We start from the raw sequence: 23971 nt of genomic DNA on the forward strand, positions 1-23971 counted from the left end.
GCCGCTGTCACCCCTCGAGCGGCCACCGGGTCATCAGCTCCTGCTGCAGCCCGACCAGCGTGATGCTGCTGACGATCTCGCGCCGGCTGATCATTGCCGGTACGTCGGCCAGCGGGATCCACTCGATCCGGTCGGACTCGTTCCGCTCGGTCGGCGCCCCGGCGTACTGGGCAATGGTCGCCCGGAAGACGTGGTGCGCGGAGTCGATGATCCCTGCTCCCGGCTGCGCGTAGACGAGTTCCTGCAGGTCGCCGGCGCGCCAGCCGGTCTCCTCCTCGAGCTCCCGGGCTGCCGCCTGGGCCGGTGTCTCACCTGGCTCGACCAGTCCCATCGGCAGCTCCCAGGCCCAGGTGTCGGTGAGGAAGCGGTGCCGCCAGAGCAGCAGCACTCGCTGCTCGTCGGTCAGCACTACTGCTGCGACGTCGCTCGCGCGGATCGCGTGGTACTCGACCTGTTCGCCGTCGGGCCGCTGGACCTGCAGCCGCCGTACGGCGAGCCAAGGGCTCCGCCAGGCGTCCTCCTCGCTGTGGATCAACCACTGCACAGGTCAGCCCAGCTCTCTGGCACTGCTCGACCGGCTGCGGTCGTCGGTGCGGTGCTTGGCCTGCAGCGCCGTGGCCATGAACCCAGCGGACACGTTGCCGCTCTCCGGCGGCGCCTCCACCAGGCCGTGCTCGTTGACCATCGAGGCGGTCGCCGCGTCGAACAGGTCAGCCGGCAGCAGCCGGGAGGCCGCGCCGGTGACCTCCACGTCGACCACCGACGTCCCGTTGCGCATCTCCACCTGGTAGCCCAGGTACTGCCGGTCGCTGCTGAACCGCAGCTCGCCGCGCGTCTCCTGCGCCCAGGCCCGGAGGCCGTCCAGCACCCGCGGCGTCCGCGCGACCCGCCCGAGGCACCCGACGTACACGTCACCCTGCAGCGGCTGCCCGTCGGTGTCGCGCAGCACCTGGCCGCGGGAGTCGAGCATCCGTACGACGGTCCGCCCGTCGTCCGTGCGGGCGGTCGCCACCGCGCCGAGCCGTTTGCCGGAGATCGTCTGCAGCCGGCCGGACGCCTCCGGGTTGAAGTCCTTGTCATGCTGCTGGCGCATCGCCGTGTACTGCGCGTCGTTCTGCAGCACCCAGGGCGCCTCGCCACCGACCATCACCACCTCGGCGTCCGGGTTGCCGGCCAGGATGATCTCGGCGTTCGCGATCGCGCCGCCGCCGATCCCCGCGATCAGCCAGCGCCGCCCGGCCTGCGGGTCGTAGTCGCCGTCGCCGATCTCGTCACCGATCAGCACCCGCCCGGGCAGCTGCTGCCGGGCGTCGTCCCAGGCTGCGGTGGCCTCCAGCGTCGTCAGCGCCTCGTCCAGCGAGGCGCCGACGATCCCACCGGCCCGTACGGCGTTGCGCAGGTCGGTCAGCTCGGAGACACCCTCCAGCCGTGCGAGCGCGGCGGCTGCTGTGCCCGGGGTGTCTCGTAGACCGCTCAGCGCTTGGCGGGCCTCCTCAGCGTGGGGAGCCTGTGCGGTCGCCAGGTAGCCGTCGATGGCGGTCAGGGCCTCGGGGACGGTCGGGACCCAGCGGGAGACGCCGGGGATGATCTCCGCCGGTACGCCGGTCGCCACCACGGGCGTGCCGTCGACCTCGATCCGGATCGGCGCGGACCCGTCCAGCGGGCTGATGTCCGCGACCAGGCGTCCGTTCGCGTCGACGGCCAGCTGCGCGGTGCCGTCGATGAGCGGGCCGCGGGCTGCGGCCTGGTCTTCCCAGAGCTGGATGGCGGTGAGCGGGACGCGTTCGCGGGGGCCGGTGACGTCGTACGGGTCGCCGAGCCCGCTGCTGCGCAGCTGGCGAACCTGGTCCGCCGACTGCACGATCCCGGGGATCGGGTCGACGTGCCAGCGGCCGCGGCCGTCGACCAGCAGGACGTCGGCCTCACGCCCGGCGAGAGCGGCGCCGCCACCGATCATGAGCCGGACCTTGGGCAGCTGCCCGCTCGGCAGGTCAGCCGCGAACTTCCGCAACGACTCGATGGTCCGCACGCTGTGCTGGTCGCGAGCCACTGCCGCTTGCCGGGCCGCTACAGCCAGCTCCTCAGCGCTGAGCGCTGCTCGAGTCGCCTCCGGGCGCTGCACGCCTGGTGCAGCCAGCTCGCTGGTGCTGCGGCCGACGGCCTGCTCGGCGCGGTGGCGGCGTAGAGCGTCCGCGTCTGCCGGGGACAGCTCCTCCAGCGGCCGGCTCAGCTGGTGCAGCAGCCGGCGTCCAGCAGCACCCAGTCGGGCGTCGACCACCAGCAGTCTGTACGCCCGCTGCTTGGCGTCCTGCTCCTCCGGGCGCAACCCCATCCGGTCCAGCTCAGCGGAGAACGCGTCCCGGGCAGCCACCTGCTCCGGCTCGGCGGCACCAGCAGCCTGGCCGGCGAGCCAGTCCAGTCGGCCCAGCGCCGCGTAGTCCCTCTCCGACAGCAGCGCCTGCGCCGGGTCGCCCTCGACGCCGACCACCGCGCCGTCCAGCAGATCGCGCCGGATCGGTGGGACACCCGCGTCCGCGCGCCGCCGTACCGCCATCAGCTCGGCCGCGCCCCACGCCAGCATCGGGCCGACCTGCTCGGGTGTCAGCTGGTCGGACAGCTGGATCACATGATTGTCCGACGTCGTGTTCGCGAACACCCGCACCCGCTCACCCGCCGGGAGCGGCACCCCGTCCAGCCGCACGGTCAGCGCGCGCCCGTGCTCGTCGACGGCGCCGAACGTGTGGTTGCGGACGGCATCAAGGCCGGTGGAGGTCAGCGGGCGGGCGGCGTTCAGCGTCCGCAGCAGGGCGGGCCAGAGCTGAACCGCCGTCGTACGGACCGCCTCGGCCTCGGCACTGTGGACGGCGGGCTCGATCACCGCCGAATAGTAAACTCACGGGATGCTGATCGCGCGATCCCTGCAGGAAGCCGGGCTCTACGTCGAGCTCCGCCCGTGCGAGTGCGGCGCGGCCGGCGAGCTCACGTTCAGCGTGGTCGAGCGCGACGGCGAGGCGCTGGCGGTCTACGAGGGCGACTGCCCGGCGTGTGGCCGGACGCGGCGGTTCGAGTTCCGGCTCCCGGCCGAGCCGGTGGCCGGGCCGGCGTACGGCGGGGAGGAGCCGTCGCAGATCGTCGATGCGGGGGAGTTCCTCTGGTACAGCGATCGCGCCACCGAGCAGGCGTTCCGGCTGAGTGCGGAGACCGACGACGACGCGGTCGCGCGCGGCCGGTCGGCGCTGGAGGTGGCCGTCGCGGCGCTGGACGAGGTGCGCAAGTTCGTCCCGGCCGGCGCGACCGCCGTACCGCGGGAGGCGATCGCCTCGGAGCTGGGCCAGGCCCTGTACGACGCCGACCCCGACCGGTTCACCCTGGACACGCTGACCGGCCGGCGGCGCCTGCTCGACGACGCGCTGGCGAGGACCTGAGATGGACCGCCCGACCTGTGCGCTGTGCGGTCAGCAGGCCGAGACCGAGGACCTGCCGATCACCTGGATGACCTCGGTCGAGAACGGCCGCAGCCTCGTCTACTGCGACCGCTGCGCCCGCGAGAACGTCCGCAGCATCGAAGGCAAACTCGACAGCGCCTGGTGGTGAATCGCTAGTCCGCAAACCCCGGCAGGAACTCCTCGAGCACCGACTTGAACGGCGCCTCGGTCTCCAGTTGGGACAGCACCGCGATGCCGCCGATCCACACCCGGTGGATCAGCAGGTACGACGGCGGCATGTTGAGCCGCAGCGCCAGCGAGGCGTTCGGCGAGCGGAAGTCGCCGGTGCGGTTCGCCTGCTCGCGCATCCAGGCGCGGCTGAACTGGAACGTCTCGGTCCGGGCCGGCTCGGCGAACGGCGCCAGGTAGTCCATCAGCTGGGTCGGGTCGATCTCCATCCGCGGCTTCACGAAGCCCTCGGCGCGCAGCCCCGCGAGGACCTCCTCGCCGTCGCCGTCCAGCGAGATCCGCAGCAGCCGGCCGATCGCCGGCGGCAGCCCGTCGGGCAGCCGCGCGCAGAGCCCGAAGTCGACCACGCCGAGCCGCCCGTCGGGCAGGACGCGGAAGTTGCCCGGGTGCGGGTCGGAGTGCAGCAGACCGGCCAGGCGCGGGCCGCTGAACATGAACCGGACGTACTTCAGGCCCAGCTCGTCGCGCTCGGTCTTGGTGCCGTCGGTGATGAAGCTCGACAGTGGTCGGCCCTCGATCCACTCCGACACGATCACCGTGGGGGAGTGCTTCACCACCCGCGGGACGACGAACTCCGGGTGGTCCTTGAAGGCGTCGGCGTACTGCTGCTGGGCCTGCGCCTCACGGTCGTAGTCGAGCTCCTCGCCGATCCGGTCCTGCAGCTCGACGATCAGCGGCTTCATGTCGAGCCCGGGGACCAGCGTGCCGAAGGTACGGGCGAACCGGCCGAGCTGGCGCAGGTCGGCGCGCAGCGCCTCGGCGGCGCCCGGGTACTGCAGTTTGACGGCGACCTCGCGGCCGTCGGTGAGCACACCGCGGTGCACCTGCCCGATCGACGCGGCGGCGGCCGGCTTGTCGTCGAACTCCGCGAACCGGCTCCGCCAGCGCTTGCCGAGCTCCTCGGACAGGATCTTGTCCACGGTCGCGATCGGCATCGGCGGTGCGGAGTCCTGGAGCTTGGTCAGGGTCGCCCGGTACGGCGCCGCCAGCTCCTCGGGCATCGCCGACTCCATCAGGCTGAGCATCTGCCCGAACTTCATCGCGCCGCCCTTGAGCTCGCCCAGGACGGAGAACAGCTGGTCGGCGGTCCGGCGCTGGAACTCGGCCATCACCGCCTCGGCGGGCGCGCCGCCGATCCGTTTGCCGAGCCCGACCGTCGCGCGGCCGGCGGCACCGAGCGGCAGGCTGGCCAGCTTCGCGGTGCGGCTGAGCGCCTTGCGGGGGAGGTCGGACACGCTCCCATTCTGTCGGTTCACGCAAACCCCGGCCCGGTGGGGTGGGCGGCGCGTCGCGAACCGGTACGAAACCGACGAAGGGGGTGGCGACCGGACCCGAAGGTCCGGCCACCACCCCCTACGACTTGGTGCGTCAGGCCTTGCCGAGGATCCGGTTCAGGTTCGTACCGCACTCGGGGCACTTGGCCTTGGCCATGCGCGTGCCCTTGTCGTTGACCTTGACCTCGCCGTCGGCGGTGCGCTTGGCCTTGCACTTGACGCAGTAGAACTCGCCGCTCCAGGTCTCTGCCATGAGGGCCCTCTCCTTGCTCTGAATACCAGCCGGGGCCTCAGCCCCTGGCCGTCGTGGATGCTAACGGCAGACCGTCCTGCCGTAGGCCGTTCGGCCCAGTCGGGATTCACCCTACGGCAGGCTGAGCGTGGCTCAAGCGCACCCCGTGGCCAGCGTGCCGCTGGGAAACCCCTTTCCGAGATCCGTCCCGGCACGGAACAGGCTCCCGGGGGTCCGCCTGCGGAACCACTCGGCTTCCCCTCCGAGCGGCTCCGGAGGCGGTCCGGGAGCCTGTTGGACCTGACGCTAGAAGGCCGTCGTCACGCTGACAAGCCCACGTTGTCCACCCCTGTGGATAACTCTGTGGGCAAGCTGTGGGACGCGCCGGGCGGCACTGTGGACGAGCGGGGGAACAGGGTGTGAACAACGGACGTCCACGAACCCGCCGGAACCCGTCTGACCTGCGAAAACGTCCGTACACAGGATGTGGACGCAAGAAAGTCGGCGGATTCGGGCGATACCGTTTGCCCTATGGCCGACTCCCCACCGCGCCCGATCCCGCCGTACGTCGACATCCGGCGCAGCAAGCGGCGCAAGCGGACCGTGAGCGCGTACCGCGACGGTGAGCGGGTGGTCGTGCTGATGCCCGACCGGCTCTCCGCGGCGGAGGAGGCGCGCTGGGTCGAGACCATGCTCCAGCGCCTCGAGCGGCAGCGCAGCCGGTCCCGCGTGTCGGACGAAAAATTGTTGGCCAGAGCACACGAACTCGCGTGTCGTCACCTGCCCGAGGTGCCCGAACCTGCGTCGGTGAGGTGGGTTTCGAACCAAAACAGACGGTGGGGATCGTGTACTCCGGCGGACCGGTCGATCCGTTTGAGTGACCGTCTGCAGTCGATGCCCGCCTGGGTGGTCGACTACGTGCTGGTCCACGAGCTCGCCCACCTGGTCGAGCCGGCCCACAACGCGGCCTTCTGGGACCTGGTCCACCGCTTCCCCAAGGCCGAGCGCGCCGAGGGGTACCTGGAGGGTGTCTCGGCCGCCGCCGGGCTGGATCTCGACGACTTCTAGCCGCCTTTCGTACGGCGTACGGGAAGTGCCGCTCCGAGGGGTGCCCTGAGGTTTTCCCCAGGGTGGGGGTGGGGCAGGCCCCAGGGTGGAGTCGGTGGTTACCTGCATGGTGGCGACCCCCTGATCGACGGGAGGCTTTTGCCCATCGGCGGCGAGGCGGAGGGCCCTGCTGCACGGTGCGCCTGAGGGGGCGCAGAGGGGCAGGGAATCTGATGAGGGGCCAGACAACAAGCCACGCCGGCGGCCGGGGACCGCTGACGGTCCGGGCGGCACGCTGGAGCGCGACCCACCCGTGGCGGGCGATCGGGCTGTGGCTCGCCGTCGTCGTCGCGTGCTTCGCGCTCGGCAACGTGACGGGCGTGAAGGAGTCCACCAACGAGGGCGACATCGGCGAGGTGACCCGGGCCGACGACATCGTCAAGTCCGGCAACTTCGACGACCCGGACGTGGAGAGCGTGCTGATCACGCCGACCTCGGGGTCGCTGAACCAGGCCGCGGCCAACCAGGTCGCGACGGTCGTCACGGAACGGATGCGCGCCCTCGGTGGGGTCGCGGACGTGGCCCAGCCGATCCTCGCGCCGAACAAGAACGCGCTGATCGTCCGGGTCGAGCTGAAGGACGGCGACGACGAGAACCGGGTCCAGCCGCTGCTCGACGCCACCGCCAAGGTCCAGCAGGAGCACCCGGAGCTCCGGGTCGAGCAGGTCGGCGGGGAGTCGATCGGCAAGGCGCTGAACGAGACGCTCGGCGAGGACTTCAAGCGGGCCGAGATGTTCAGCCTGCCGGTCACGCTGGCGATCCTGCTGGTCGCCTTCGGCGCGCTGATCGCCGCGACCGTGCCGCTGCTGCTCGCGCTGTCCGCGGTCGCCGCCGCGATCGGGCTCGCCGCCGCGGCCTCCCAGTTCATCCCCGCGGTCGACGCGGTGAACAGCGTCATCCTGCTGATCGGCATGGCGGTCGGCGTCGACTACTCGCTGTTCTACCTGCGTCGCGAACGCGAGGAGCGGGCCAAGGGCCGCGGCCACGTCGACGCGGTCGAGATCGCCGCCGCCACCTCGGGGCACGCGGTCGTCGTCTCCGGTACGGCGGTGATCATCTCGATGGCCGGGCTGTTCCTGGCTCGCGACGCGGTCTTCTCGTCCTTCGCGGTCGGCTCGATCCTGGTCGTCGCGGTGGCGGTCGCCGGTTCGCTGACCGTGCTGCCGGCGGTGCTGGCCAAGCTCGGCCGCTGGGTGGACCGCCCGCGGATCCCGCTGCTGTGGCGCCTCACGGCCCGTACGTCGGAGCCGCGGTTCTGGCCGGCCGTGCTGAAGCCGGCCCTGAAGCACCCGGTCGCCACGCTGACCGTCGCGGTCGTCGCACTGCTCGCCGTCGCCTCGCCGGCGCTCGGGATGACGCTGAAGTTCCCCGGCACCGAGGACCTGCCGCGCGACACCGCGGTGATGCAGGCGTACGACCGGCTGACCGCGGCCTTCCCGAGCACGGGGACCAGCCACCAGGTCGCCGTCAGGGCGCCGGCCGGCCAGCAGGCCGCCGTACAGGCTGCGTTGACGGATCTGGCCAAGCGGACCGAGGGGGATCCGCTGTACGCCGCCGACGGGCTGGAGAAGCCGCGGGTGTCGGCGGACGGGCGGGTCACCGTCGCCGAGGTCGCGACGCCGTACGAGGGCGGTAGTGAGCAGGCGCGGGACTCGCTGGCCAAGCTGCGCAACGAGCTGATCCCGCAGACCGTCGGCAAGGTACCGGGGGCGGAGTACGCCGTCGGCGGGTTCGTCGCGGCCGACGTCGACTACGCGGCGCACACCCGGTCGAAGCTGCCGCTGGTGATCGGGTTCGTGCTGCTGCTGACGATGATCGTGATGATGGTGACGTTCCGGTCCGTGGTGGTCGCGGTGACCGCGATCGGGCTGAACCTGCTGAGCGCCGGGGCGGCGTACGGCGTGGTGACGGCGGTCTTCCAGAACACCTGGGCCGAAGGGCTGCTGGACTTCCGGTCGAACGGCGCGGTGGTGTCCTGGCTGCCGCTGTTCCTGTTCGTGGTGCTGTTCGGGCTGTCGATGGACTACCACGTGTTCGTGGTCAGCCGGATCCGCGAGGCGGTGCTGCGCGGAGTGCCGACCAAGCAGGCCGTGGCCGAGGGCATCACCGGCTCGGCCGGTGTGGTGACCAGCGCGGCGGCGGTGATGATCGGGGTGTTCGCGGTCTTCGCGACGCTGAGCACGCTGGACATGAAGCAGCTCGGCGTCGGGCTGGCGGTCGCGATCCTGATCGACGCGACGATCATCCGGGCGGTGGTGCTGCCGAGCATCATGACGCTGCTCGGCGACGCGAACTGGTGGGCCCCGAAGTGGCTGCGCCACAAGCCAGCCAAGCACGCGGTCACGCAGGCGCCGGAGGAGGAGCGCGAGCTGACGCCGGTCGGCTGACGTTCTACGGCTCTGAGGGTCCTGTCCTGGTGGACAGGACCCTCAGTCTGTCTGGCGGGCGCGGTGGGCGGCGGCCTTGACCCGGCTCTGGCACTGCGGCGAGCAGAACCGGCGCTGCCCGTTCCGCGAGGTGTCCACGAACACCCGGTCGCACTGCGGCGCCGCACACACGCCCAGCCGGCCGGCCAGCTCACTACCCACCGCCAGCGCCAACCCGGCCGCGCATCCCGCCGCCCAGCCGTTGACGAGCCCGTCGTCCGGCCCGTGGAAGTGCAGGCTCCAGCCCTTCTCCCGCCGGTCGAGTTGCGGCCGCGCGTTGGTGTCGAGCAGCAGCGCGTTGATCTCGCCCGCCGCGCGATCGAGATCGCCGCCGTGCGCCGCCTCGAAGACGATCCGCATCCGCCCGGCCAGCACGGCCAGGCGCCGCGCGTCGGCCGCGCGGACCGACGGCCGCGGGTATCCGATCGCCGCGAGAGCATCGGCCACGGCCTGCGCCTCGTCGGCCGGCGCATCCACCGGTACGCCGCCGGAGAAGCCCGGCGTCAGCCGGTTCACGTACTCGACCGACGCCGCGAGCACGCTCTTCGTATGACTATCAAAAGACACTTGACCGGTCACGCCACTCCTTCGTACAGTCGACTGCGTGACCGACCATACCGCTTTAGACAGTCACGAACCCACGGTCGCCCGGAAGCTCTCCCGGGCGGTCTGGATCCTGGTCGTGGCCCGCGCGGTCAACCGGATCGGCGCCTTCACGCTCCCGTTCCTCGGCGTCGTGCTCACCGTCGAGTTCGGCGCGTCCCTCGCGCAGACCGGCCTGATCCTGGCCGTCTTCGGCGCGGCGACGATCCCGTCCCGGCTGCTCGGGCGCCGCCGGACGATCGTGCTCGGCCTGAGCGGCTGCGCGGTCGCGCAGCTGTGGATCGCGTTGAGTCCGGTGCTCTGGTCGGCCGTCCTGGCCGCAGTGCTGCTGGGGCTGGCCTTCGAGATCTACGAGCCGCCGAGCCAGGCGACGATCGCCGACGTCACCGAGCCTGCCGACCGGCCGGCGGCGTACGGGCTGCTGGGGGCGGCGATGGCGGCGGCCGGCGTACTGGCTGGGTTGCTGGCGGCAGCGGTGAGTCATGTCGACCTGCGCTGGCTGTTCGTGGCTGACGCGATCACCTGTCTGGCCTGCGCGGTCCTGGTTGCGGTGGCGCTTCCTGCCGACGTACGACGTGAGCAGCCGCAGGAGGCGAGGGCTGTGGTGTGGCGCGACCGGCGGCTGCTCCTGCTGCTGCTCAGCGGCACGGTGTTCGCCACGCTCTACATGCAGCTGGTCATCGGCATCCCGCTCACCCTGCTCGAGCAGGGCCTGCCGGAGTCCAGCACCGGCATCATCCTGGCCGTCTCCGCGGTCACGCTGATCCTCGCTCAGCGCCTGCTCCGCGTGCAGCGCCTCGACGACTTCCGCTCGATCGCCATCGGGTACGGGCTGCTCGCCCTAGGGCTGGTCGTGACAGCGTTCGCCCACAGCCTGGCGGTCTTCCTGGTCGCCACAGTGCTCTGGAGCCTCGGTGAGCTGTTCCTGCTGACCCGCTATCTCACCCAGGCGTCCGGGCTCGCTCCCGAGCATGCGCGCGGCCGCTACCTGGCCGTCTTCGGCCTGAGCTGGGGAATCGCGACAACCGTCGCACCACTCACCGCGACGCAACTGTTGGAGCGCACCGGTCCGGAGGGCCTGTGGCTCGCCAGCGCCGCGACAGCCGCAGTACTGGCGAGCTTGCAGCCCTGGTTCAGGAGGCGACTGACTCCAGCCGCACGGTGAGCCCCTTGGCCACCGGGGTGTTGCTGCCCTTGGCCAGGTCGTCGGCCGACATCAGCACGTTCGTCTCCGGGTAGTACGCCGCAACGCAACCACGCGCCGTCGGGTAGGAGACCAGCCGGAAGCCCGACGCCCGCCGCTCCACCCCGGCGAACTCGCTGACGATGTCGACGACCTGCCCGTCGGTCAGCCCGAGCTCGGCCAGGTCGTCCGGGTTCACGAACACCACCTCGCGGGTCCCGTGCACGCCGCGGTAGCGGTCCTCGAGCCCGTAGATCGTGGTGTTGAACTGGTCGTGGCTGCGCATCGTCTGCAGCAGCAGCCGCCCGCTGCCGGTCGGCAGCCAGGTCAGGTCGTTCGCGCTGAACTGCGCCCGCGCGTCGGAGGTGTGGAACTCGCGGCTGTCCCGGGCCGCGTGCGCGAGCAGGAAGCCGCCCTCGTTCGCGCGCAGCCGGTCCTCGAAGTCCTCGTACCCGTCGCAGACCCGGCCGATCCGCTGCCGGATCAGGCTGTAGTCCTTGGCGAAGTCGGCCCACGGGATCTCGCCGACCTCCGGCACCAGCAGCTCGCCGAGCGCGCAGACGATGCCGACCTCGGAGAGCAGGTCCGGGCTCGGCGGGTGCAGGTTTCCGGTGGACAGGTGGACGGCGCCCTGCGAGTCCTCGACGGTCACCGACTGCGGGCCGAGCACGGTCCGGTCGTGGTCGGTCCGGCCGAGCGTCGGCAGGATCAGCGCCTCCTTGCCGGGGACCGTGTGCGACCGGTTCAGCTTGGTCGAGATGTGCACGGTCAGGTCGCACTCGCGCAGACCGCGGTGCACGACCTCGGTGTCCGGCGTCGCCATCGCGAAGTTGCCGCCCATCGCGAAGAACACCCGGACGTCGTTCTCGCGCAGCCGTTGCACGGTCGCGGCCGCGTCGATGCCGTGGTCACGCGGCGAGGTGAAGTTGAACTCCGCGTCCAGCCGGTCGTGGAACTTGGCCGGCATCTGCTCCCAGATGCCCATGCTGCGGTCGCCCTGGACGTTGGAGTGGCCGCGGACCGGGCACGGCCCGGCGCCGGGCTTGCCGATGTTGCCCTGCAGCAGCAGGACGTTGACGATCTCGGTGATCGTGGCCACCGCCTCGCGGTGCTGGGTCAGGCCCATCGCCCAGCAGATCACCGTCGCCTTGGACTTCAGGAACCGGTCGGTGAACTCCTCGATCTCGGCCCGGGTCAGCCCGGTGGCCTGCTCGACGGCCGGCCAGTCCAGCTCCGCGTTGTGCTTGGAGTACAGCTCGTACCCGCTGGTGTGCTGCTCGATGAAGTCCTTGTCCAGCACGGTCCCCGGCGCCGCGGCCTCGGCCTCCAGCAGCAGGTGACCGACGGCGAGGAACAGCGCCTGGTCGCCACCGATCCGGATCTGCAGGTGCTGGTCGGCCAGCGCGGTGCCCTTGCCGACCCAGCCGGACGGGCGCTGCGGGTTCTTGAAGTTCATCAGCCCGGGCTCGGGCAGCGGGTTCACCGAGACGATGTCGGCGCCGTGCTTCTTGGCGATCTCCAGGTGGCTGAGCATCCGGGGCGCGTTGGTGCCCGGGTTCTGGCCGACCACGACGATCAGCTCGGCCTCCTCGAGCATCTCCAGCGTCACCGCGCCCTTGCCGCTGCCGATCACGCGGGTGAGCGCCGTACCGGAGGACTCGTGGCACATGTTCGAGCAGTCGGGCAGGTTGTTCGTCCCGTACGCGCGGACCAGCAGCTGGTAGAGGAACGCGGCCTCGTTGCTGGTCCGGCCCGAGGTGTAGAAGACGGCGTCGTCGGGGTCGTCCAGCGCGCGCAGGTGCCGGGCGACGACGTGCAGCGCCTCGTCCCAGCCGACCGGCTCGTAGTGGTCGGCGCCGGCCCGCAGCAGCATCGGCTCGGTGACCCGGCCGAGCTTGCCGAGCTCGAACTCCGAGATCCGGTTCAGGTCGTCGATCGAGTGCTCGGCGAAGAACGCCCGCGGCACCTTCTTGCGGGTCGCCTCCCAGGCCACCGCCTTGGCGCCGTTCTCGCAGAACTCGGCCGCGTGCTTGCGCTTGTGGTCGGGATCGGGCCAGGCGCAGGACGGGCAGTCGAAGCCGCCGTCCTGGTTCATCTTCAGGAACACCTTGCCGGTCCGCGCCGGGCCCATCTCGCGGAACCCGAACTTGAACGACGAGAGCACGGCCGGAACGCCGGCCGCCTTCTTCTTCGGCTGTTCGATGTCGACCATGGTTCAACCATAAATCTTTCTATGAGAACGAGCGTTGGTGATAGGCGTCGCTGTGGTTGCGGTCAGGTGACGGCCGATAGCGGACAGAAGTCTCGACAGGCTCGTGGCGGCCGCTCTAGCGTGCGGAGGAAAGCGTTTGCCGCCACCACTCCGCCCGAGGGATCCGCGCATGCTTTCGAAACTCGCCGTCCTGCTCACCTCGCTCGCGCTGCTCGTTCCTGCGACCCAGGCCAGTGCTGAATCTCACTCCGGCCCCCAGCTGGAACGCCTCGACCGCGGCCTGGTCGCCGCCACCACCAGCGAGGGTGTCTTCCTCAGCTGGCGCCTGCTCGGTCCCGAGGCGACCGGCCACTCCGACCACGGCCTGACCGGCACCGACTTCGCCGTCTACCGCGACGGCCGCCGGATCGCGCTGGTCACCGACAGCACCAACTACGTCGACCCCTCCGGTACCCCGACTTCCCGGGTCGAGTCACTTCCGTCGTCAAAGGCCGCGAACGCGACCGCAGCGACACCGTCACGCCCTGGACCGGTGGCTACACCGAGCTGCCGCTGCGCAAGCCCGCCGACGGCGTCACCCCGGCCGGCGAGACCTACACGTACGCCGCCAACGACATGAGCGTCGGTGACGTCGACGGCGACGGCCAGTACGAGTACGTCGTGGTCTGGAACCCCTCCAACGCCAAGGACGTCTCCCAGGTCGGCTACACCGGCAACGTCTACGTCGACACCTACGAGACCGACGGCACGCTGCTGCACCGGCTGGACCTGGGTGTGAACATCCGGGCCGGTGCCCACTACACCCAGTTCCTGGTCTACGACTTCGACGGCGACGGTCGCTCGGAGACGATGCTCAAGACCGCGCCCGGGACGAAGCTGACGACGTACGACCGCTCCGGCCGGGTCAAGTCCCAGCGCTACATCACCATGCCCGCAGCAGATCGCCGGGCCGGCTACAGCAACCAGGACGACTACCGGGTCAGCAAGGCCGACTACTACGACCACCTGGTCGACCTGTTCCTCCAGTGGAAGCAGCAGCCGGAGGTGAGGAGCGGCCAGTGGCCGGCCACGCTTGAGGCGGCTTTCGGCATCCCGGACAAGTACAGCTATCCGCTGTCGCGTCCGGACGCTTCAGCGCTGGTCGACTACTTCATGGACGTCTATGCCCCGGCGCGCAGTGCCCGCAACCAGCTGAGGGCTTTCGAGGGCTTCATCCTCAGCGGACCGGAGTACCTGAGTGTCTTCCGCGGCTCCGACGGCAAGGAGCTCCAGACCATCCGCTACGAGCCCGGCCGCACCGACGACGGGCTCCGCTGGGGCGACTACGCGATGGCCCGGATCGAGCCCGGCAACCGCGTCGACCGCTTCCTGGCCGGCGTCGCCTACCTGGACGGCAAGCACCCGTCAGCGGTCTTCGCCCGCGGCTACTACACCCGTACGACGCTCGCCACGTACGGCTGGAACGGCCACCGGGTCACCAAGGGCTGGGCGATCGACAGCGGCTGGACGCCGATGACCAACCCGTTCAACGACAGCCCGCACGGCCGCGACGGCACCGACCCGACGTACGGGTCGATCACCACGCAGGGGTTCCACTCGCTCAGCGCCTCGGACGTGGACGACGACGGCAAGCAGGAGATCGTCTACGGCTCGGCCACCCTCGACGACGACGGCAGCGTGCTCTACAGCTCGGAGGACGTGCTGCCGCCGGGCAGCGCCGACCCTGGTGCGCTGGCCCGCCTGGGTCACGGTGACGCGATGCACGTGACCGACATCCACCCGCAGCGGCCCGGCAAGGAGATCTTCACGGTGCACGAGGGCGCCACCTCAGCGCCGTACGGGTACGCCTTGCGGGACGCCAGGACCGGCGAGGTGCTGTACGGCGAGTACTCCGGCCGCGACACCGGTCGCGGGATGGTCGGCGACATCGTGCCGGAGGAGCCGGGGCTGGAGACGTGGGCGATGCGGCTCCGGACAGCAGACGGCGACGCGCTGGGCACGGCGATGCCCGGCACCAACCAGAGCATCCGCTGGGCGGCTGACATGACCACGCAGATCGTCAACGGCACAACGCCGGCCATCGAGGACTGGCGTCGCGGCACCCTGCTTACCGCCACCGGGACCCTCAGCAACAACGGGACCAAGGGCAACCCGTCGCTGGTCGCCGACATCTTCGGCGACTGGCGCGAGGAGCTCCTGGTCCGTACGGCGGACAGCAGCGCCATCCGGATCTACCTGAGCACCGAGCGCACCGACCGGAAGCTGTACACGCTGATGCACGACCCGCAGTACCGGGTCGAGGTGGCGCGGCAGCAGACGACGTACAACCAGCCCTCCTACACAGGCTTCTACCTGGGCTCCGACATCGACTGGGCGAAGGTGCCGCTCATCCGCTGACACCACATGGCTGGCGGCGCAGGTGTGTGCCGCCAGCCCATGGCTGCACGCTAAAGGGCTTCCTACAGTCCTCGCATGACCACACCACGTCGCGCTCTAGTCACCGGCGCCGCCTCCGGGATCGGCGCGGCCTGCGCTCACCGGCTCGCCGCTGAGGGCATGAGGGTGGTAGCGGTCGACTACGACGCCGACGGGCTGCAGGCGGTGGCCGGCGACGGCATCGACGCCGTACAAGCCGACCTGTCCGACCTCGATCGGCTTCCGGACCTCCCCACCGACGTGGACGTGCTGGTGAACAACGTCGGTGTCCAGCTGGTCGCTCCGGTCGAGCAGTTCCCGCCGGAGCGGTTCGGCTACATCCTGCGGCTGATGCTGGAGTCGCCGTTCCGGCTGATCCGGCAGTCGCTGCCGCACATGTACGGCGCCGGCTGGGGCCGGGTCGTCAACATCAGCTCGGTGCACGGCCTGCGCGCCAGCCCGTTCAAGGCGGCGTACGTCGCGGCCAAGCACGGGCTGGAGGGCCTCAGCAAGGTGGTCGCGCTGGAGGGCGCCGCGCACGGCGTCACCAGCAACTGCGTGAACCCGGCGTACGTGAGGACGCCGCTGGTCACTGCCCAGCTCGCCGACCAGGCCGCTGTGCACGGCCTGAGCGAGGCGGAGGTGCTGGACAAGATCCTGCTCGAACCGGTCGCGGTGAAGCGGCTGATCGAGCCGGCCGAGGTCGCCGAGGTGGTCGCACTGCTGTGCGGTCCCGCGTCGGCCTCACTCACGGGGAGCTCGTTCGTCCTCGACGGCGGCTGGACCGCCCACTAAGGAGCCAAGCATGTCGACTTCAACTGAACCGGTCCGCTCCCGGACCCCGATCGCCCGGGTGGTCGGCGCCAGCCTGGTCGGCACCACCGTCGAGTGGTACGACTTCTTCCTGTACGGCGTCGCCGCGTCCGTCGTCTTCGGCGACCTGTTCTTCCCCAAGGGCGAGCAGCTCACCGGCACGCTGCTCAGCTTCGCGACCTTCGCGGTCGGGTTCTTCGCCCGGCCGATCGGTGGCGTGGTGTTCGGCCACTTCGGCGACCGGATCGGTCGCAAGAACCTGCTGGTGCTGTCGCTGCTGATGATGGGCCTGGCCACGTTCGCGATCGGCCTGCTGCCGACGTACGCGCAGGTCGGGGCGCTGGCGCCGATCCTGCTGACGGTGCTGCGGCTGATCCAGGGCTTCGCGCTCGGCGGCGAGTGGGGCGGCGCGGTGCTGATCGTCTCCGAGCACGGCGACCCGGCGCGGCGCGGGTTCTGGGCGTCCTGGCCGCAGGCCGGCGCGCCCGCCGGCCAGCTGATCGCGAACGGCGTACTGGCGGGGCTCGCGGCCTTCCAGAGCGACGCCGCCTTCAACTCGTGGGGCTGGCGGATCCCGTTCCTGCTGTCCGCCGTACTGGTCCTGGTCGGGTTGTGGGTGCGGCTGAAGATCGAGGAGTCGCCGCTGTTCAAGCAGGCCCGGGCCAAGCAGCAGCCGAGCGAGCGGATCCCGTTCGTCGAGGTGATCACCAAGTACCCGCGCGAGATCCTGACCGCGATGGGCGCCCGGATGGCCGAGAACGTCAGCTACTACATCTTCACGATCGTGATCGCGACCTACGCCAAGGACCACCTCGGGCTCGGCAAGTCGTTCGCGCTGAACGCGGTGCTGATCGCGGCCGCGATCCACTTCTGCGCGATCCCGCTGTGGGGTGCGCTGTCGGACCGGGTCGGCCGCAAGCCGGTCTACCTGTTCGGTGCGGCCGGCGTCGGGATCTGGGCGTTCGTCTTCATCGCCTTCGTCGACACCAAGAACTTCGCGCTGGCGACGCTGGCGGTGACCGTCGGGCTGGTCCTGCACGGCGCGATGTACGGGCCGCAGGCGTCGTTCTTCACCGAGCTGTTCGGGACCAGGGTCCGGTACTCCGGGGTCTCGGTCGGCTACCAGCTGGCCTCGATCATCGCCGGCGGCCTGGCGCCGTTCATCGCGGTCGCGCTGCTCAAGGCGTACGACTCGGGCTACGCGATCGCGATCTACGTGGCAGTGTGTTCGGTGATCTCGCTCGCCGCGGTGCTCAGCTACGGCGAGACCAGCAAGCGGGACCTCGCCCACGTTTAGGAGCAGCATGGACGCCGGCCGGAAGCGGGAAGCCGAGCTCACCGCTCTGGTGGACATCGCTCTCGAGCTGGCGTCCGCCCGCGACCCCGGCCGGGTCCTGGACACGATCGTGCACCGGGCCCGCACGCTGATCGGCACCGACGTCGCCTACCTGACCCTGTACGACGCGGCGCAGGGCGACACCTACATGCGAGCCACCGACGGGTCGATCTCGGCGGCCTTCCAGCAGGTCCGCCTCCCGCTGGGCGCCGGACTGGGCGGACTGGTCGCCGAGACCCACAAGCCGTACTGGACCGCGGACTACCCGGGCGACCACCGCTTCCGGCACACCGGCGAGATCGACTCGGCGGTGGGCGAGGAGGGGCTGATCGCCATCCTCGGTACGCCGCTGATCGTGGACGGCGCGTTCGTCGGCGTACTGTTCGCGTCCAACCGAACCGCTCGGCCCTTCAGTCGCGACGAGGTGTCGCTGCTCGGCTCGCTGGCCGCACTGGCCGCGGTCACGATCGTTCAGGTCCGGGCGGCCGCCGAGACCGCGGCCGCGCTGGAACAGGTGTCGGAGGCTCACGCCGGAGTCGAGCACGCAGCAGCAGCGCACGACCGGTTCGCCGACATCGTGCTGTCCGGCGGGGACGTCGACGCGATCGCTGCCGCGCTGGCCGAGCTGCTGGACGTGTGGGTCGTGCTGTTCGATGCGCAGGGCAACGAGCTCGCCGCTGCCGGTGCTGTCTCGCTGGAGCTTGCTACCGCGGCGGTGGCGTCGGTGAGTGGTCGCCTGGTGCGTACTGGCGACTGCTGGGTCGTCGCTGCGGCTGCCAAGGGCGAGCGGCTCGGCGCCTTGGTGGTCGGGGGAGTGGACGACCTGTCCGCCGCCGACCAGCGCATCGTCGAGCGGGCGGCTGTGGTCACCGCACTGGTGCTGCTGTTCCGTCGCCAGGCCGCTGAGCAGTCGCAGCGAGCCCAGGCCGACCTGCTGGCCGATGCGGTCAGTGGTACCGCCGACCCACGAGCGCTGGCCGACCGGCTCCGGCTGCTCGACCCAGCGCGTCGGCTGCCGACGCAGCTGGTCGTCGCTGTCTGCCGCGGCGACCACACCGGCGTACTGGCTCGGCTGCCTGCGGCACTCCGCCTCGTCCTGGCCGGCCCGTACGCCGGTGACCTGGTGCTGCTGCTCGCACTGCCCGATGTGGTCGATGCTGCTCGGGCGCTGAACGATGTGGCGAGCCGCTGCGGTCTGACGATCGCCGTCACCGGCCCGGCCCGCTGGGGCCAGTCACTCGTCGATGCCTACCAGCAGGCGACTCGGCTGGCGCTGACGATGGTTCGCCTCGGCAAGGTCGGCCAGGCTGCGACACCGGACGACCTGGGCGTGGCCGGGCTGGTCGGCGCCGCTGAGGTGGACGTGAAGGCGCACGTGGGTCATGTGCTCGGGCCGGTCACGGCGTATGACACGCAGCGCGGCACCGATCTGGTCGGCACGCTGGAGGCGTACTTCGCCGCCGGGCAGAGCCCGACGCGCGCGGCGACTGCGCTGCACATCCACCCGAACACCGTCCAGCAGCGGCTGGACCGGATCACCGCGCTGCTCGGCGACGGGTGGCAGGACCCGGAGCGGGCGCTCGACGTACAGGTGGCACTGCGGTTGCTCCGCACGCTGCACGGTTAAGCTCAGCCGGTGGTCGACCGACGTGTGGTGGTGCTCGTGGTGCCCGCAGCCGGCACCTGGGCTCCGCCGGGGCGGGAGCCGGAGGCGTTGCGCCTGGCGCTGGCCGAGGACACCTACGAGGTGCTGGCCGCGCTCGACCTGGTCGACGTCGCTGTCGCCGTCATCGGTGCGGACGACGCTGCGCTGGCCGAGATCGCTGCGCTCACCTGGCCCGGTACGCCGGTCTACTCGGCGCTGTCGGTGCTGGACGCGGTGGAGAAGGCCGGCCCGGCGGTAGCGGTCGTGGCCGTCAGCCACGACGTACCGGATCTGCCTGGTCTGCTGATCGGCAAGCTGTTCCGTGCGCTGTCGTCGGCGGACGTTGCCGTCACCCCTGCCGAGGACGGCTCGCTCTGTGCGATCGGTGTGAAGCAGCCGGTCGCCCCCTGGGTCGCCGCTGTCGACCCGAGCTTCGACACCGCGCTCGGGACCCTCGAACACGTCAAGCCGCGGCGGCACGCCGTCGCCCTCGGACCGGGCTGGCACCGGCTGCGTTCGGCCGCCGACCTGGCCCGGCTCGACCCCGGCCTGGAGGGCTGGGACGCCACCCGCGCACTTCTCCGCGGAAAGTAACTAGCTGAGGCGTCACCTTCCGCCCGGTGCGTCGTTTGATCAGACAGCGGGGACATGGGGGTGTCCACCAGGGCTGTTCGCCGCAACCGGGGCAGCCCGTCGGTGCCGTTCAGGGGCGGTGAAACCGGCGGGTCCCGGCGAAGGGGGGAGCGACGAACCCCGGACAGACGTGTGCGGGCCGGATCACAGGGACCGGCCCGCACACCCCGCCCGTCTGATCAGCTCCGACACGCTGTGGTCCAGGTCGGCCGGGAGGTCGGCCCAGCTGAACCACGCGAGGTCGTGCGACTCCTCGCTCACGACGTACTCGGTCCCGGCGGTGGCTGTCACCAAGAACTGCACATCCAGGTGGTACGCGCCCTTGCAGCCACCGGCTTCGATCAGATGCCGCGACAACTGCACCGGCTCCGCACCGACCTTCAAATCGGTCAGTCCCGACTCCTCGGTCGACTCCCGCAGCGCCGCCCCGGTCAGTGTGGTGTCACCAGCCTCGCAGTGCCCACCCAGCTGCAACCACCGCCCGACCAGCCGATGCAGCGTCAGCAGCACCCGCTCCTGCCCGGCGTCGACGACCAGCGCCGACGCGGTGAGGTGCTCCGGCCGGCTGCTCCGCCACATCCCGTCCTCGTGCTCAGCGAGATAGCGCAGGTAGTGCTCCCGGAGCGCGGCCTGTTCCGCGTCCGGGGGAGTCCAGCTGGTCAGTACGGCAGTGGCGTCCTCGTGCAGCGTCACTGGTCCTTCGGGCCCTCGTCGTCCTTGGCGGCCTCGTCCAGGAAGGCGGAGATGTCCGAGTCGGACAGCTCGCCGCTGGTGGTCTGCTGGGCGAACCCGATCGGGTCGTCCAGGTCCGCCGTCGTCGGCAGCAGGTCCGGGTGCGACCAGAGCGCGTCGCGCCCCTCCGCCCCGCGCGCATCCCGTACGGCGGCCCACAGGTTCGCCGCGTCCCGCAGCCGGCGCGGCCGCAGCTGCAGACCGACCAGCGTCGCGAACGTCTGCTCCGCCGGGCCACCGGCCGCGCGGCGGCGGCGTACGGTCTCGGCCAGCTGCACAGCCGCGGGCATCCGGTCCTTGGTGGCTTCCCGTACGACGTCGTCGACCCACCCCTCGACCAGCGCGAGCGCCGTCTCCAGCCGGACCAGCGCCGCCTTCTGCTGCTCGGAGTCCTCCGGCTCGAACATGCCACCGGCCAGCGCGGCCTGCAGGGCCTCCGGGTTCTGCATGTCGACCTCGGTCATCGCGGACTCGATCTTGCCGGTGTCGACCTGGATCCCGGCCGCGTAGTCGGCGACGTGGGAGAACAGGTGCTGCCGCAGCCACGGCGCACCGGCGAACAGCCGCTGGTGCGCGCACTCGCGCAGCGCCAGGTAGAGCCGGACGTCCTCGTCGGTCACACCGAGGCCTTCGGAGAACTTGGCCACGTTGTCCGGCAGCAGGATCGCCTGACCGGCCGGGCCGAGCGGCAGACCGATGTCGGACGAGCTGACGACCTCACCGGCCAGCTCACCCAGCGCCTGGCCGACCTGCGCACCGAAGACGGAGCCGCCGAGCTGGCGGAGCATGCCCGCCATCGGGCCGGCCAGCTGCTGGGCCTCGGCCGGCAGCGCCGACCCCATCGCGCCGGCGACGTGCTCGGCGACCGGGTCGACGACGGTCTGCCAGGTGGGCAACGTGTTCTCCACCCACTCCGCACGGCTCCAGGCCGCGGACGTGGTGGAGGCCTCGGGCAACGAGGTGGCCTGGTCGAGCCAGTGCTCGGCCAGCCGGACCGCGTCGGCGACGCGGTCGTTGTCGGTCGCGGTGACCGAGCGGTCGCCGTTCGCGGCGACGGTCTTGCGGGCGATGTCCTTGGCCAGGTCCCAGTTCACCGGCTTGCCGTCGGTCTGGCCGCTCAGCAGCTGCTGGACCTGGGCGAAGATCGCGTTCAGATCAGGCGTGCCGCCCGGCCCGGCCGCGCCGGAGAACTGCTGGAACATGGCCTCGAACGGAGTTCCCTTGAACGGGTTGTCCGGTTCGTCGCTCATCTCGGTGGCCTTCCTCTGCAGACGGGGCGTACAACTCCAACGTACCGGTGGCGGGCTACCGTTCCTCCAGGGGCGAACGGTTTCACCGTACGCCGGGGAAGTGGCTTTGGGATACTGTGTACGAACTCCGGAGACGAGGAAGGTCATGAGCGACGCGATCAGGCTGCTGGACATCCGCGACACCGCGCTGTCGAGCGACGAGGTCCTGGCCGCGGTCGCGGACCCGGCCGCCGGCGGTACGGCGTTCTTCATCGGCACGGTCCGCAACCACGACGACGCCCGCCCGGTCGACCAGCTCACCTACGAGGCGCACCCCGAGGCGCTGCAGCACCTGCGCAAGGTCGCCGAGCGGATCTGCGAGGACCCCGCCGTCACCGCGCTGGCCGCCGTGCACCGGACCGGCCCGCTGGTGATCGGCGACGCCGCCGTGATCGTCGCCGTGGCCGCCGCACACCGTGACGTCGCCTTCGCGGCCTGCCGCCGGCTGATCGACGACCTCAAGGCGGAGGTCCCGATTTGGAAACACCAGCACTTCACCGATGGTGCGAGCGAGTGGGTCGGCGCCTGCTGACCCGTACGCTGGGCCGTATGACTGCGAAGGTGACCGGATGAGGGTCCTGGCCTGGCTGGCGTTCCCGCTGGCCGCGACCGTCCTGGCGATGGGCTGGGCGGCCTGGCGCGGCCGGACCCGCGGCCCCCGCCGTACCGGTGGTGCCTTCGCCTCGGTCGAGGACTTCCGCCGCTTCACCGACGCCCTCGCCGCGCCCGGCCCCCGGGCCACTCCCGCACCGCGCTCGGGGCTGCGCGGCCTGGTCCACAAGTTCAAACCGCAAGGGCAGGGTTCGTGACACGTCGTACCGCCACGCTGGTCACCGCAATCATCGTGCTCGTCTTCTCGCTCGGACTGGTCACCGTCTTCCCGGTGCCGTTCGTCTCGTTCAGCCCGGGCCCGGTCAAGGACACCCTCGGTACGGCGAACGGCAAGGCCGTGATCGACATCACCGGCCACGAGACGTTCCCGACCACCGGCCAGCTCGACCTGACCACGGTCTCGGTCACCTCGCCCGACCGTGACCTGACGCTGCCGCAGGCGATGCGCAACTGGCTCGACCCGCACCACGACCTGTTCCCGCGCGACATCATCTACCCGCCCGAGCAGAGTGCGGACCAGGTGGAGGAGCAGAACACCGCCGAGATGACCGGCTCGCAGGACAGCGCGGTCGCCGCCGCTCTGCAGGCGGCCAAGGTGCCGTTCCACCCGAAGGTCGCGTCGGTGTCGAAGGACAGCCCGGCCGACGGCAAGCTCAAGCCCGGTGACGTGGTGCTGAAGGTCGGCGGCGTCGCCGCCACCCAGGTCCCGCAGGTCGGCGAGCTGGTCCGCAAGAGCAAGGTCGGCGAGAACGTCACCTTCCTGATCCGGCGCGGTGGCGCCGAGCAGACCGTGGTGATCAAGGCCGCGGCGACGCCCGGTGACGCGACCCGCCCGATGGTCGGCATCACGATCGGCGTCGACTCCCCGGTCAAGGTCAGTGTGAATCTCGGCCAGGACATCGGCGGCCCGAGCGCCGGTACGGCGTTTGCCCTGGCCATCTACGACAAGCTCACGCCGGGCCCGCTGCTCGGTGGCAAGCACGTGGCCGGCACCGGCACCATCGACGCGCTCGGCCAGGTCGGCGCGATCGGCGGCATCCAGCAGAAGATCGCCGGCGCCAAGAACGACGGCGCCACCGTCTTCTTGGTCCCCGCCCCGAACTGCGAGGCCGCGCTGCACGCCGGTGTGGACGGCATCCAGCTGGTCAAGATCAGCACCCTGAACGACGCGATCGGCGCCCTCAAGGCTTTGGCCGCCGGAACTGGAGACGTCCCCGCATGCACGCGATAGACAACCTGCCCGCCGACGCCCTGAGCCGCGCGGTGGTGGAGATCGAGAAGCACGTCAGCAGCGCGGGCTGGGACCAGCCCGCGCAGCTGTTCGCGCTGGTGCCGACCAAGGAGCTGCTGGCCGCGGAGCCGCAGCTGGCGGCCGAGCTCGGTGCCGACGACGCGGCCCAGCCGCTGACGCCGGTGGCCCAGGGCGAGCTGCCCGGTGGCGTCGAGGACGGTGACCTGGCCGAGGTGCTCGGTCAGATCGAGTGGCCCGAGGGCGTCTCCGGCTGCGCGCTGGCGATCGAGCGCGTCGTCCTGCCGGCTTCGGTCGAGTCAGGCCTGCCGGACGCCGAGTCCGACGCCGAGCTGGCCCGGATGGCGGCCAGTGACCCGCGCCGGCACGAGGTGCGGATGGTGGCCGCCGTACTGCGGGACGGACAGCAGTTCGGCGCCGTCCGGCTGCGCACTCACGACGAGGACAGTGCGGTGCTGACCGGCAGCGACTTGGTTCCTACCCTCTGCCAAGTACTGTCTCTGACATTCGAGCCTTCCAGCGGCGAGGAGCAGTAA

The 23971-nt window shown here is 70.9% G+C and carries 23 protein-coding genes; 15 read left to right on the forward strand and 8 right to left on the reverse strand.

Features of this window, described 5'->3' with window-relative positions; translation table 11 throughout:
• Nucleotides 1-7: 7 nt before the first annotated feature.
• Both ACZ6Z4_RS24995 and ACZ6Z4_RS25000 read right to left on the reverse strand, forming a co-directional pair.
• Nucleotides 8-544 carry an NUDIX hydrolase gene (locus ACZ6Z4_RS24995; protein WP_465569019.1) on the reverse strand — a complete coding sequence of 179 codons (537 nt, stop codon included), beginning with the start codon at nucleotides 542-544 and terminating at the stop codon, nucleotides 8-10.
• Nucleotides 545-547: 3 nt separating this feature from the next.
• Nucleotides 548-2878 (reverse strand): hypothetical protein, encoded by a 2331-nt coding sequence (locus tag ACZ6Z4_RS25000; RefSeq protein WP_465569021.1) that lies wholly within the window; start codon nucleotides 2876-2878, stop codon nucleotides 548-550.
• 22 nt (nucleotides 2879-2900) lie between these two features.
• Between ACZ6Z4_RS25000 and ACZ6Z4_RS25005 the strand changes: the two genes are divergently transcribed.
• Together ACZ6Z4_RS25005 and ACZ6Z4_RS25010 are read left to right on the forward strand one after the other, a co-directional pair.
• Nucleotides 2901-3425 carry a hypothetical protein gene (locus ACZ6Z4_RS25005; RefSeq protein WP_465569023.1) on the forward strand — a complete coding sequence of 175 codons (525 nt, stop codon included), beginning with the start codon at nucleotides 2901-2903 and terminating at the stop codon, nucleotides 3423-3425.
• A 1-nt stretch (nucleotide 3426) separates the two neighbouring features.
• Nucleotides 3427-3594 carry a hypothetical protein gene (locus tag ACZ6Z4_RS25010; RefSeq protein WP_465569025.1) on the forward strand — a complete coding sequence of 56 codons (168 nt, stop codon included), beginning with the start codon at nucleotides 3427-3429 and terminating at the stop codon, nucleotides 3592-3594.
• A gap of 4 nt (nucleotides 3595-3598) precedes the next feature.
• On the opposite strand, the gene ACZ6Z4_RS25015 is transcribed toward ACZ6Z4_RS25010, so the two are convergent.
• Both ACZ6Z4_RS25015 and ACZ6Z4_RS25020 read right to left on the reverse strand, forming a co-directional pair.
• A complete protein-coding gene (locus tag ACZ6Z4_RS25015) occupies nucleotides 3599-4909 on the reverse strand; it encodes an ABC1 kinase family protein (RefSeq protein WP_363665099.1) in 1311 nt (436 codons plus the stop codon).
• Nucleotides 4910-5042: 133 nt separating this feature from the next.
• Nucleotides 5043-5201, reverse strand: a complete 159-nt coding sequence (locus ACZ6Z4_RS25020; RefSeq protein ID WP_012922897.1) for a DUF5679 domain-containing protein — start codon at nucleotides 5199-5201, stop codon at nucleotides 5043-5045.
• Between the two features lie 510 nt (nucleotides 5202-5711).
• On the opposite strand from ACZ6Z4_RS25020, the gene ACZ6Z4_RS25025 reads away from it, so the two are divergent.
• A complete protein-coding gene (locus tag ACZ6Z4_RS25025; RefSeq protein WP_465569028.1) occupies nucleotides 5712-6248 on the forward strand; it encodes a YgjP-like metallopeptidase domain-containing protein in 537 nt (178 codons plus the stop codon).
• 212 nt (nucleotides 6249-6460) lie between these two features.
• Nucleotides 6461-8674 (forward strand): MMPL family transporter, encoded by a 2214-nt coding sequence (locus ACZ6Z4_RS25030; protein ID WP_465569030.1) that lies wholly within the window; start codon nucleotides 6461-6463, stop codon nucleotides 8672-8674.
• Between the two features lie 42 nt (nucleotides 8675-8716).
• Here ACZ6Z4_RS25030 and ACZ6Z4_RS25035 read toward each other — a convergent pair whose 3' ends face one another.
• A complete protein-coding gene (locus ACZ6Z4_RS25035) occupies nucleotides 8717-9292 on the reverse strand; it encodes a CGNR zinc finger domain-containing protein (RefSeq protein ID WP_465569032.1) in 576 nt (191 codons plus the stop codon).
• A 25-nt stretch (nucleotides 9293-9317) separates the two neighbouring features.
• Here ACZ6Z4_RS25035 and ACZ6Z4_RS25040 point away from each other — a divergent pair, with 25 nt between their 5' ends.
• On the forward strand, nucleotides 9318-10481 hold the full coding sequence (locus ACZ6Z4_RS25040; RefSeq protein ID WP_465569034.1) for an MFS transporter: 1164 nt from the start codon (nucleotides 9318-9320) through the stop codon (nucleotides 10479-10481).
• Here ACZ6Z4_RS25040 and ACZ6Z4_RS25045 read toward each other — a convergent pair.
• Nucleotides 10450-12711 carry an FdhF/YdeP family oxidoreductase gene (locus ACZ6Z4_RS25045; RefSeq protein ID WP_465569036.1) on the reverse strand — a complete coding sequence of 754 codons (2262 nt, stop codon included), beginning with the start codon at nucleotides 12709-12711 and terminating at the stop codon, nucleotides 10450-10452. The two genes, ACZ6Z4_RS25040 and ACZ6Z4_RS25045, sit on opposite strands and share 32 nt — an antisense overlap.
• 169 nt (nucleotides 12712-12880) lie before the next feature.
• On the opposite strand from ACZ6Z4_RS25045, the gene ACZ6Z4_RS25050 reads away from it, so the two are divergent.
• The 6 genes from ACZ6Z4_RS25050 to ACZ6Z4_RS25075 all read left to right on the forward strand — a co-directional run bounded on the left by ACZ6Z4_RS25050 (nucleotide 12881) and on the right by ACZ6Z4_RS25075 (nucleotide 19514).
• Complete coding sequence (locus ACZ6Z4_RS25050) at nucleotides 12881-13330, forward strand: rhamnogalacturonan endolyase family protein (protein WP_465569038.1); 450 nt, start codon at nucleotides 12881-12883, stop codon at nucleotides 13328-13330.
• A complete protein-coding gene (locus tag ACZ6Z4_RS25055) occupies nucleotides 13264-15108 on the forward strand; it encodes a rhamnogalacturonan lyase (protein ID WP_465569271.1) in 1845 nt (614 codons plus the stop codon). The genes ACZ6Z4_RS25050 and ACZ6Z4_RS25055 overlap by 67 nt, the downstream gene beginning before the upstream one ends.
• A gap of 75 nt (nucleotides 15109-15183) precedes the next feature.
• Complete coding sequence (locus ACZ6Z4_RS25060; protein WP_465569039.1) at nucleotides 15184-15921, forward strand: SDR family NAD(P)-dependent oxidoreductase; 738 nt, start codon at nucleotides 15184-15186, stop codon at nucleotides 15919-15921.
• A gap of 10 nt (nucleotides 15922-15931) precedes the next feature.
• Nucleotides 15932-17236, forward strand: a complete 1305-nt coding sequence (locus ACZ6Z4_RS25065; protein WP_363665091.1) for an MFS transporter — start codon at nucleotides 15932-15934, stop codon at nucleotides 17234-17236.
• Between the two features lie 7 nt (nucleotides 17237-17243).
• Nucleotides 17244-18902 carry a helix-turn-helix domain-containing protein gene (locus tag ACZ6Z4_RS25070; protein ID WP_465569042.1) on the forward strand — a complete coding sequence of 553 codons (1659 nt, stop codon included), beginning with the start codon at nucleotides 17244-17246 and terminating at the stop codon, nucleotides 18900-18902.
• 9 nt (nucleotides 18903-18911) lie between these two features.
• Nucleotides 18912-19514, forward strand: a complete 603-nt coding sequence (locus ACZ6Z4_RS25075; protein WP_465569044.1) for a DUF2064 domain-containing protein — start codon at nucleotides 18912-18914, stop codon at nucleotides 19512-19514.
• A gap of 183 nt (nucleotides 19515-19697) precedes the next feature.
• Here the strand turns inward: ACZ6Z4_RS25075 and ACZ6Z4_RS25080 are convergent, their stop codons facing one another.
• Nucleotides 19698-20246, reverse strand: a complete 549-nt coding sequence (locus ACZ6Z4_RS25080) for an NUDIX hydrolase (protein ID WP_465569046.1) — start codon at nucleotides 20244-20246, stop codon at nucleotides 19698-19700.
• Nucleotides 20243-21535 (reverse strand): zinc-dependent metalloprotease, encoded by a 1293-nt coding sequence (locus ACZ6Z4_RS25085; protein WP_465569048.1) that lies wholly within the window; start codon nucleotides 21533-21535, stop codon nucleotides 20243-20245. Before ACZ6Z4_RS25085 ends, ACZ6Z4_RS25080 begins: the two co-directional genes overlap by 4 nt.
• Nucleotides 21536-21680: 145 nt before the next feature.
• Here ACZ6Z4_RS25085 and ACZ6Z4_RS25090 point away from each other — a divergent pair, with 145 nt between their 5' ends.
• Genes ACZ6Z4_RS25090 through ACZ6Z4_RS25105 form a run of 4 tightly spaced genes read left to right on the forward strand, consistent with a single transcriptional unit; the run spans nucleotide 21681 to nucleotide 23971 of the window.
• Nucleotides 21681-22106 carry a molybdenum cofactor biosynthesis protein MoaE gene (locus ACZ6Z4_RS25090; protein ID WP_465569050.1) on the forward strand — a complete coding sequence of 142 codons (426 nt, stop codon included), beginning with the start codon at nucleotides 21681-21683 and terminating at the stop codon, nucleotides 22104-22106.
• 37 nt (nucleotides 22107-22143) lie between these two features.
• The gene (locus tag ACZ6Z4_RS25095) at nucleotides 22144-22383 is read left to right on the forward strand and encodes a hypothetical protein (protein WP_363665085.1); all 240 of its coding nucleotides are present in this window, start codon (nucleotides 22144-22146) and stop codon (nucleotides 22381-22383) included.
• On the forward strand, nucleotides 22380-23417 hold the full coding sequence (locus tag ACZ6Z4_RS25100; RefSeq protein ID WP_465569052.1) for a YlbL family protein: 1038 nt from the start codon (nucleotides 22380-22382) through the stop codon (nucleotides 23415-23417). The genes ACZ6Z4_RS25095 and ACZ6Z4_RS25100 overlap by 4 nt, the downstream gene beginning before the upstream one ends.
• Nucleotides 23405-23971, forward strand: a complete 567-nt coding sequence (locus tag ACZ6Z4_RS25105) for a PPA1309 family protein (protein WP_363665083.1) — start codon at nucleotides 23405-23407, stop codon at nucleotides 23969-23971. The genes ACZ6Z4_RS25100 and ACZ6Z4_RS25105 overlap by 13 nt, the downstream gene beginning before the upstream one ends.

It is taken from the genome of Kribbella sp. NPDC104740, from assembly GCF_055583505.1.

Bases quoted from the DNA above. Each gene is read 5' to 3' on its own strand.
- ACZ6Z4_RS25005 (WP_465569023.1), top strand. From the start codon at position 2,901: ATGCTGATCGCGCGATCCCTGCAGGAAGCCGGGCTCTACGTCGAGCTC.
- ACZ6Z4_RS25010 (WP_465569025.1), top strand. From the start codon at position 3,427: ATGGACCGCCCGACCTGTGCGCTGTGCGGTCAGCAGGCCGAGACCGAG.
- ACZ6Z4_RS25020 (WP_012922897.1), bottom strand. From the start codon at position 5,201: ATGGCAGAGACCTGGAGCGGCGAGTTCTACTGCGTCAAGTGCAAGGCC.
- ACZ6Z4_RS25025 (WP_465569028.1), top strand. From the start codon at position 5,712: ATGGCCGACTCCCCACCGCGCCCGATCCCGCCGTACGTCGACATCCGG.
- ACZ6Z4_RS25030 (WP_465569030.1), top strand. From the start codon at position 6,461: ATGAGGGGCCAGACAACAAGCCACGCCGGCGGCCGGGGACCGCTGACG.
- ACZ6Z4_RS25045 (WP_465569036.1), bottom strand. From the start codon at position 12,711: ATGGTCGACATCGAACAGCCGAAGAAGAAGGCGGCCGGCGTTCCGGCC.
- ACZ6Z4_RS25050 (WP_465569038.1), top strand. From the start codon at position 12,881: ATGCTTTCGAAACTCGCCGTCCTGCTCACCTCGCTCGCGCTGCTCGTT.
- ACZ6Z4_RS25060 (WP_465569039.1), top strand. From the start codon at position 15,184: ATGACCACACCACGTCGCGCTCTAGTCACCGGCGCCGCCTCCGGGATC.
- ACZ6Z4_RS25065 (WP_363665091.1), top strand. From the start codon at position 15,932: ATGTCGACTTCAACTGAACCGGTCCGCTCCCGGACCCCGATCGCCCGG.
- ACZ6Z4_RS25070 (WP_465569042.1), top strand. From the start codon at position 17,244: ATGGACGCCGGCCGGAAGCGGGAAGCCGAGCTCACCGCTCTGGTGGAC.
- ACZ6Z4_RS25085 (WP_465569048.1), bottom strand. From the start codon at position 21,535: ATGAGCGACGAACCGGACAACCCGTTCAAGGGAACTCCGTTCGAGGCC.
- ACZ6Z4_RS25090 (WP_465569050.1), top strand. From the start codon at position 21,681: ATGAGCGACGCGATCAGGCTGCTGGACATCCGCGACACCGCGCTGTCG.
- ACZ6Z4_RS25095 (WP_363665085.1), top strand. From the start codon at position 22,144: ATGAGGGTCCTGGCCTGGCTGGCGTTCCCGCTGGCCGCGACCGTCCTG.
- ACZ6Z4_RS25105 (WP_363665083.1), top strand. From the start codon at position 23,405: ATGCACGCGATAGACAACCTGCCCGCCGACGCCCTGAGCCGCGCGGTG.